This is a genomic window from Mycobacterium sp. (assembly GCF_050701675.1).
Classification (GTDB): Bacteria; Actinomycetota; Actinomycetes; order Mycobacteriales; family Mycobacteriaceae; genus Mycobacterium.
In genome coordinates, this window is the sequence record NZ_JBOGDD010001134.1 from 1 (window position 1) to 8,351 (window position 8,351).

The following is an 8,351-nucleotide window of genomic DNA, read 5'->3' on the forward strand; positions in this document are numbered from 1 at the left end:
CACCTGGACGCCCGTGGTGCTCATCAAGGCGGCCACGTCGTCGAGGTACTGGGGAAAGTTCTCGATGTCGGTATCGTCTCGGCCCGCGGCACCGCGGAGCGCCATCGACGTCACGGGGTCCGAGCCCGGGGCGCGGCCGATGCCGAGGTCGATGCGGCCGGGCGCGGCGGCCTCGAGCAGCGCGAACTGCTCGGCGACCGCGAGCGGCGCGTGGTTCGGCAGCATCACCCCGCCGGAGCCCAACCGCAACTGCTTGGTCTGAGCGGCCAAATAGGCGATCACCACCGGTGGGCTGGTCGCCGCCACCGCCGGCATGTTGTGGTGTTCGGCCACCCAGAAACGCGTGTAGCCCAGCTCGTCGGCGGTCTGCGCGAGACGAGCCGTCGCCGCAAGCGCGTCGGACGTGCTCTGGTCGCTGCGGACGGGGACGAGGTCGAGTACCGAGAGTCGCACGCAACATTCAACCGCCGACCGCTGCGGATCGTTCCCCACCCCCGCGATTTGTGTGCATCCACCGGCGCTCACCGCCGGTCAGACACCGCAAGTCGCTACGGATGGGCGATGCGGCGGGCGGCCGCGAAGACGTCGTCGAGCATCGCCGGCGTCAGCCTGCCGGTGAAGGTGTTCTGCTGGCTCGGGTGGTAGCAGCCGATGAGTGCGACGTCACCGAGTTGAGCGATCGCCAGATGCCCGAACTTCGGCAGTGGTCTGCTGACGGTGCCGCCGCCGGCACGCACCATGTCCAGTGCCACCCGCCACGCGAACCCGCCGAGCGCGACGATCACCCGAACGGTGCCCCGGACGAGCCGCCACTCGGCATCCAGCCACGGCGCGCACGTCGCACGTTCCTCCGGCGTCGGCGCATTGTCCGGGGGCGCACACCGGACCGCGGCCACCACCCGGGTGTCGTTGAGCACCAACCCATCTGCGGCGTCGACACTCAACGGCGAACTCGCAAGGCCGGCGCGGTAGAGCGCGGCGAACAGAAAGTCGCCACTGCGGTCGCCGGTGAACACCCGCCCGGTCCGGTTGGCGCCGTGCGCGGCAGGCGCGAGACCGACGATCAGGATCTGCGGCGTCGCCGACCCGAAACCGGTCGCCGGCCTGCCCCAGTACGGCTCATCGGCGTACGACCGGCGCTTCTCGACGGCGACCTGCTCGCGCCAGTCCACCAGCCGGCGACACGCGCGGCACACGCTGACCTGCGCGTCGAGATCGTCGACCGACCGGGTGCGCCCGGCCATGGCGCGCACTCGCGCCGCTGTGGTCGCCACCGGGGTGTCGGGCAGCGCCGGGTCCCCCGGCCAGCCGGACCCGGCGGGTACCGGCGAACCGAAGGGCTCACCCGTCCGGGGATGCGGCAGCGTCACCCCATCACTGTGCACGGGCGCGAAAAGAGCTCGCGGCCCGGGCAGGCCCGTGGTTGGATTCCACCCGATATCCCATGACGAACTCCAAGCGTGGACCGACCTACCTGATCCTGTTCGCCGCGCTGATGGCAGGCGCTGGCAATGGGATTTCGTTGATCGCGTTCCCCTGGCTGGTGCTGCAGCGCAACGGCTCTGCACTGGACGCCTCGATCGTCGCGATGGCGGGCACGTTGCCGCTCTTGGTGGCCACCCTGATCGCGGGTGCGGCGGTCGACTACCTCGGGCGACGACGGGTGTCGATGATCTCCGATGCCCTCTCGGCCGTGTCGGTGATCGCCGTGCCGCTCATCGCTCTGACCTATGGGGCGGACGCGATCAACGTCGCGGTGCTCGCCTCGCTGGCGGCACTCGGCGCGTTCTTCGACCCGGCGGGCATGACGGCGCGCGAGTCCATGCTGCCCGAAGCCGCAGCGCGCGCCGGCTGGACGCTGGACCACGCGAACAGCGTTTATGAGGCCGTGTTCAACCTGGCCTACATCGTGGGCCCTGGCATCGGCGGGCTGTTGATCACCACGCTCGGCGGCGTGAACACCATGTGGGTCACCGCGGGAGCGTTCGTGCTGTCGATGGCCGCGATCGCGGTGCTGCGCCTCGAGGGCGCCGGCAAGCCCGACCGCGACGCCCTGCCCGAAGGCATCTGGGCAGGCGTGGTGGAGGGGCTGTCGTTCGTCTGGAACATGAAGGTGCTGCGCACTCTGGCGTTCATCGACCTGGCCGCGACCGGGCTGTACATGCCCATGGAAAGTGTACTTTTTCCCAAGTACTTCACCGATCGCAACGAGCCTGCGCAGCTCGGCTGGGTGCTGATGGCCCTGTCGGTCGGCGGTCTGGTCGGCGCACTCGGCTACGCGGTCACGTCAAAGTACGTGAAGCGGCGCACGACGATGCTGATCGCGGTGCTGACGCTGGGCGTGGCGATGACGATCATCGCATTCCTGCCACCGCTGCCGGTGATCCTGGTGCTGTGTGCGATCGTCGGCTTCGTCTACGGGCCGATCGCCCCGATCTACAACTACGTCATGCAAACCCGCGCACCGCAGCATCTGCGCGGACGCGTGGTCGGCGTGATGGGGTCGCTGGCCTACGCGGCGGGGCCCCTCGGGTTGATCCTCGCCGGCCCCTTGGCCGACGCGGCGGGTCTCGGGGCGACGTTCTTCGCACTGTCACTCCCGATGGTGGCGCTCGGCATCGTCGCGCTGCTGTTGCCGTCGCTGCGCGATCTCGACCGCGCCCCGGAACGGGGTACGTCCGAATCGACCACTCCCGCAAGCTGAGAGGAACCCATGCCTGACATGCGCGCCACATTGCGGGCACTGCCGGTACTCACTGGTGCCGCACCCGCCTTCGACCCGACGTGTGCCCCCGACGATCCGGTCGCGCTGTTCGTCGAGTGGTTCGCCGCGGCGGTGGACGCTGGCGTGCCCGAGCCGCATGCGATGACGCTGTCCACCGTCGACGAGCTGGGAGCGCCCGACGCCAGAATGCTGATATTGAAGGACGTCGATGCGGCCGGCTGGCACTTCGCCGTCAGCGAGGCAAGCCGAAAGGGTGCCGACCTCGGCTCGAATCCGGTTGCGGCGCTGACGTTCTACTGGCCGATGCTGGTCCGCCAGGTCCGCGTGCGGGGGCCCGTCGTCGCCGATCCGCCGGAGGTGACCACAGCTGACTTCCTGGCCAGATCTGCAGAGGCACGCGCGTTGGCTCTGATGCTGCGACAGAGCCAAAACCTGGCGGATACAGCGGATTTGGACGTTGCCGTGGCGAAGGCCCGCGCCGAACTCAAGGCCGACCCCGCCCTGGTCCCCGACGAGTGGGTTTCCTACGCCGTGGCGCCCGAACGGGTCGAGTTCTGGCAGGGCGACCCAGAACGACGTCATCAAAGGCTGCTCTACACCGCCGATCTCGACGCGCCGGGCGGCTGGAGCCGAACACGGCTGTGGCCCTGAGAACCGACAAGTGCAGAACCGCTGTGGGCGCACGCGGAGAGAAACTCACCTCGAAACGGTTAAGCTCAATCGAAATGTGACACCCGCCACAATGAGGTGAGCCCATGTACCAGCAAGTTCTCGATCCGATCGCCAACTCACTGCCCTGGAGCGCCGCGGTCGCGGCGCTCCCCCTGCTTCTGCTGTTCGTCATGCTCGGCGCCTTCAAGGTGACCGCATGGGTGGCGTCGCTCGTCTCCCTCGCAGTGAGCATCGTGATCGCCGTCGTGGTCTACGGCATGCCCGTCGGGCAGACCCTGCTGGCCGGATCCGAGGGCGCTGCGTTCGGCTTCTTCCCCATCCTGTGGATCGTGATCAACGCCATCTGGGTGTATCAGATGACCGTGGAGACAGGGCATTTCGACGTGCTGCGGCGCTCCTTCGGCTCGGTCAGCGACGACCAACGCATCCAGGCGATCATCATCGCGTTCTCGTTCGGCGCGTTGATGGAGGCGCTCGCCGGCTTCGGCACCCCGGTAGCGGTGACCTCGGTGATGCTGATGGCACTCGGCTTCAAGCCGATGAAGGCGGCCGTGCTGGCACTGGTTGCCAACACCGCGCCGGTGGCATTCGGTGCGATGGCCACACCCATCATCACCCTGGCCAAGGTCACGGAGCTGCCCGTCGACACGCTCGGCGCGATGGTAGGGCGGCAGACTCCGATCCTCGCCCTGCTCGTGCCGCTGGCCCTGGTGGCGATCGTCGACGGCCGCCGCGGCATGCGCGAGACATGGCCGGCCGCGGTGGTCTGCGGCGTCGTGTTCGCGGTCGCGCAGTACGCCACGTCGAACTTCCTGTCCGTACCGCTGGCCGACGTCGTCGCCTCGTTGCTGTCGGCCGCCGCCGTGGTGGCGCTGGTGCGGGCGTGGCAGCCGCGCTCGTCGTACACGGAGCAGCCTGCCGTCGTCGCCGGTGCGGCGGGTGGGAGCGAAGCGACCGGGGGATCAGGTCCGGCGTTGGGGGGACACCCGCTTGCTGGCGAGAGCGACCCAGCAGCGCGGGTCGCCGACGCGAAGGACCATCACGACTCACGAGCAGACGTCGTCAGGGCGTACGCGCCCTACGGAATCATCATCGGGGTCTTCGTGATCTGCCAGATCCCCGCGGTGAAGAGCCTGCTCGACAAGGCGACGTTCGCCTTCAACTGGCCCGGCCTCAGCGTCGCCGACGCCGAGGGGGACCCGTTGAGCCTGACCAAGTTCACACTGAACCTGCTGACTTCTCCCGGCACCCAGATGCTCGTCGCGGGTGTTCTGACGATGATCGCACTGAAGCTCTCCGCGCCACGGGCGATCAAGGCGTACGGGGCGACACTGCACCAGCTGCGCTGGGCGATCCTCACGGTGATGACGGTGCTGGCGTTGGCCTTCGTCATGAACGTCTCCGGTCAGACGATCACCCTCGGCACCTGGATGGCAGGTGCAGGCGCGGCATTCGTCCTGCTGTCCCCCATCCTCGGCTGGCTCGGCGTTGCGGTCACCGGCTCCGACACGTCGGCCAACTCACTGTTCGGCGCGCTGCAGGTGACCGCGGCGAATCAGGCCGGGCTTTCGGAGATTCTGATGGCCGCGTCGAACAGTTCCGGCGGTGTACTCGGGAAGATGGTTTCGCCACAGAACCTCGCCATCGCGGCGGCCGCGGTCGGCCTGAACGGCAAGGAGGGCGACATCTTCCGTCGGGTGGTCCTGTGGAGCCTCGGGTTCCTTGTCCTGCTGTGCATCATCTCTGCATTGCAGGCCTCGCCCGTGCTTTCGTGGATGGTTCCGTGACGCGCCTCGTAGTCTCGAGGTGTGAGCACGGACACGTTGGCTGAACTGGCTGCTGAACTTCCCGAGGGCACGGTGGTGACCGATCCCGACATCGTGGCGTCCTACCGGCAGGACCGCGCCGCCGATCCTGATGCGGGTACCGCGATTGCGGTGGTCCGGCCCCGGCGCACCGAGGAGGTGCAGACCGTGATGCGCTGGGCCAGCGCGCACCGCGTACCCGTCGTCCCGCGCGGTGCGGGGACCGGCCTGTCCGGTGGGGCGACGGCCCTGGACGGCGGTATCGTGCTGTCCACCGAGCGGATGCGCGACATCGTCGTCGACCCCGTCACCCGCACCGCGGTGACCCAACCGGGTCTGCTCAACGCCGAGGTCAAGAAGACCGTCGCCGAGTACGGGCTGTGGTATCCGCCGGATCCGTCGTCGTTCGAGATCTGCAGCATCGGCGGCAACATCGCCACCAACGCCGGCGGGCTGTGCTGCGTCAAGTACGGCGTCACTAGCGACTACGTGCTGGGGCTGCAGGTGGTACTGGCCGACGGCACCGCGGTACGGCTCGGCGGCCCACGCCTGAAGGACGTTGCGGGACTGAGCCTGACGAAGTTGTTCGTCGGTAGCGAGGGAACCCTCGGCATCGTCACCGAGGTGACGTTGAAGCTGCTGCCCGCGCAGCACCGCGGCTGCACCGTGGTCGCGTCCTTCGACCGCGTGCAGGACGCCGCGAATGCGGTGGTCACCATCACCGGCAAGATCCGGCCCTCGATGCTGGAGTTCATGGACGGTGTCGCCATCAACGCCGTCGAGGACAAGCTCAAGATGGGGCTGAACCGCAACGCCGCCGCGATGATGGTGGCCGCGACCGACGATCGAGGTCCCGCCGGCGTCGAGGACGCCGAGTACATGGCGCAGGTGTTCACCGATTCCGGTGCTACCGAGGTGTACTCGACGGACGATCCCGACGAGGGTGACGCCTTCGTCGCTGCGCGCCGCTTCGCGATTCCGGCGGTCGAGGCGAAGGGTTCGCTGCTCCTCGAAGACGTCGGGGTGCCGCTGCCCGCGTTGGCCGACCTGGTGGCAGGGGTGGAGAAGCTCGCCGAACGGCACCGGTTGTTGATCTCGGTCATCGCCCATGCCGGCGACGGCAACACCCACCCGTTGATCGTGTTCGACCCCAACGACCACGCCCAGACCCAGCGCGCCCACACCGCGTTCGGGGAAATCATGGATCTCGCCATCGGCCTTGGTGGCACCATCACCGGCGAACACGGCGTCGGCAGGCTCAAGCGCCCGTGGCTCGAGGGTTACCTGGGTCCGGAGGCGATGGAGTTGAATCACCGCATCAAGAGGGCACTCGATCCGGACGGCATTCTCAACCCCGGCGCCGCGATCTAGGCTGCGTCCACCGCGGCGATCCTTCGGTTGGCGATCGCAATGCGAACGAGCCTTCCCCGGTCTGGGGGAAGGCTCGCCGTCTCAGGGCTCAGTTCATGTGATTCGGGCCGTGGTGCTTCTGCCAGCCCGGGGCCTGCGTCGGCACGGGCGTGGCGTAGGTCTCCGGGTAGTACTGGTAGCCGGGGCCGCTCGGTGCAGGCGCTGTGGTGGTTGGCGTGGCGTTCGCCATGCCGGCCAGGCCGAGGGCCGCGCCGCCGATGATCCCCGCGGCTATTGCGGGCACTGCAATGAAGCGGGCGTAGGTGCGGGTGATACTCGTCATCTCATGAATCCTTCTGTGTGAGTCTGCTTTTCGGTTAACCTCCGGTGTGTTCCGGCGATGGGACAACTATGACGCGGCGCGGGCGCGGTGTATGTCGGGCAAACGGTGGAGGCACCGGATGAACTGGAGTTCCACTGAATGGGGGATGCCCGGGGCGGCCGAGCGTGCGCCGTCTGCCAAGTCCATCCGGCGTGTTGCGGACAGACACGCCCGCTCGCGCCAGGGAGGGGACGGGCGCTGGCGCCAGGGAGGGGGCGAGACTTGACACAACGGCATTGTTGTCGTATTCATGAGACATGTCATCACTTTTGTCTCGGGACAGTTCGGCCCGGTTTCAGCTGGCGAACGCCGCGACCTGGGTCGAACCGTGGCCGATGTACCGGGCACTGCGCGACCACGACCCCGTGCATCACGTCGTGCCGGACAACCCCGACCACGACTACTACGTCTTGTCACGCCATGACGACATCTTCACCGCCGCCCGCGACCACCAGACGTTCTCCTCGGCGCAGGGTCTGACGGTCAACTACGGCGAGCTCGAGATGATCGGACTGGCCGACAACCCGCCGATGGTCATGCAGGACCCGCCGGTGCACACCGAGTTCCGCAAGCTGGTGTCGCGTGGCTTCACCCCGCGCCAGGTCGAGGCGATCGAGCCGAAGGTCCGCGAGTACGTGCGAGAACGGGTCGAACGCATCCTCACCAACGGCGGCGGCGACATCGTGGCCGAGCTGTTCAAGCCGCTGCCGTCGATGGTCGTCGCGCACTATCTCGGAGTGCCCGAGTCCGACCGCGACCAGTTCGACGGATGGACCGAAGCGATCGTCGCCGCCAACACCGCCGAGGGCGGCATCGGCGGAGCGCTCGAGACACTCGGCGACGCGCTGGGCGCGATGATGACCTACTTCACCGCTCTGATCGAACGCCGACGCGTCGAGCCCGAGGACGACACTGTCTCGCACCTGGTGGCCGCAGGCGTCGGCGCCGACGGCGACATCGCGGGCGTGCTGTCGATCCTCGCATTCACGTTCACCATGGTCACCGGCGGCAACGACACCACGACCGGCATGCTCGGCGGGTCGGTGCAGCTGCTGCATCAGCGACCCGATCAGCGACGGCTGCTGGTCGAAAACCCGGGATTGATAGGCGATTCCGTCGACGAGCTCCTTCGTCTCACCTGCCCCGTCCAGATGCTGGGCCGCACCGTGACCCGCGACGTGGTCATCGCAGACACCACGATCCCCGAGGGTCGCCGCGTGATGTTCCTCTACGGGTCGGGCAACCGCGACGAGCGGCAGTACGGCGACGACGCCGGCGAACTGGACGTCACACGCAAGCCGCGCAACATCCTGACCTTCAGCCACGGGGCGCACCACTGCCTTGGCGCAGCGGCGGCCCGCATGCAGTCGCGAGTGGCACTGCAGGAGCTCCTGGCCCGCATTCCCGACTTCGAGGT

General features: G+C 68.0%; 8 protein-coding genes. 5 read left to right on the forward strand and 3 right to left on the reverse strand.

Translation table 11 applies throughout. The features are described from left to right. Nucleotides 1-453 (reverse strand): MsnO8 family LLM class oxidoreductase (locus ACRDUX_RS35090; RefSeq protein WP_526421170.1); only part of this gene is annotated, 453 nt, incomplete at its 3' end. Between the two features lie 95 nt (nucleotides 454-548). Beyond that, nucleotides 549-1,370, reverse strand: coding sequence for a uracil-DNA glycosylase (locus ACRDUX_RS35095; protein ID WP_526421172.1), 822 nt, complete (start codon nucleotides 1,368-1,370; stop codon nucleotides 549-551). Nucleotides 1,371-1,444: 74 nt separating this feature from the next. On the opposite strand from ACRDUX_RS35095, the gene tap reads away from it, so the two are divergent. From tap to ACRDUX_RS35115, 4 genes are all read left to right on the forward strand, one after another. After that, the gene (gene tap, locus ACRDUX_RS35100) at nucleotides 1,445-2,704 is read left to right on the forward strand and encodes a multidrug efflux MFS transporter Tap (protein WP_526421174.1); all 1,260 of its coding nucleotides are present in this window, start codon (nucleotides 1,445-1,447) and stop codon (nucleotides 2,702-2,704) included. Nucleotides 2,705-2,713: 9 nt separating this feature from the next. Then, nucleotides 2,714-3,376, forward strand: coding sequence for a pyridoxine/pyridoxamine 5'-phosphate oxidase (locus ACRDUX_RS35105; protein ID WP_526421176.1), 663 nt, complete (start codon nucleotides 2,714-2,716; stop codon nucleotides 3,374-3,376). Between the two features lie 104 nt (nucleotides 3,377-3,480). Continuing rightward, nucleotides 3,481-5,184 carry an L-lactate permease gene (locus tag ACRDUX_RS35110; protein WP_526421178.1) on the forward strand — a complete coding sequence of 568 codons (1,704 nt, stop codon included), beginning with the start codon at nucleotides 3,481-3,483 and terminating at the stop codon, nucleotides 5,182-5,184. A gap of 21 nt (nucleotides 5,185-5,205) precedes the next feature. Continuing rightward, on the forward strand, nucleotides 5,206-6,573 hold the full coding sequence (locus ACRDUX_RS35115; protein WP_526421180.1) for an FAD-binding oxidoreductase: 1,368 nt from the start codon (nucleotides 5,206-5,208) through the stop codon (nucleotides 6,571-6,573). An 88-nt stretch (nucleotides 6,574-6,661) separates the two neighbouring features. Here the strand turns inward: ACRDUX_RS35115 and ACRDUX_RS35120 are convergent, their stop codons facing one another. After that, the gene (locus ACRDUX_RS35120; protein ID WP_526421182.1) at nucleotides 6,662-6,895 is read right to left on the reverse strand and encodes a hypothetical protein; all 234 of its coding nucleotides are present in this window, start codon (nucleotides 6,893-6,895) and stop codon (nucleotides 6,662-6,664) included. A gap of 296 nt (nucleotides 6,896-7,191) precedes the next feature. On the opposite strand from ACRDUX_RS35120, the gene ACRDUX_RS35125 reads away from it, so the two are divergent. Next, a partial coding sequence (locus ACRDUX_RS35125; RefSeq protein WP_526421184.1) for a cytochrome P450 occupies nucleotides 7,192-8,351 on the forward strand: 1,160 nt, incomplete at its 3' end.

Coding starts and splice junctions, on each gene's coding strand:
- tap (WP_526421174.1), top strand. CDS start 1,445: ATGACGAACTCCAAGCGTGGACCGACCTACCTGATCCTGTTCGCCGCG.
- ACRDUX_RS35105 (WP_526421176.1), top strand. CDS start 2,714: ATGCCTGACATGCGCGCCACATTGCGGGCACTGCCGGTACTCACTGGT.
- ACRDUX_RS35110 (WP_526421178.1), top strand. CDS start 3,481: ATGTACCAGCAAGTTCTCGATCCGATCGCCAACTCACTGCCCTGGAGC.
- ACRDUX_RS35120 (WP_526421182.1), bottom strand. CDS start 6,895: ATGACGAGTATCACCCGCACCTACGCCCGCTTCATTGCAGTGCCCGCA.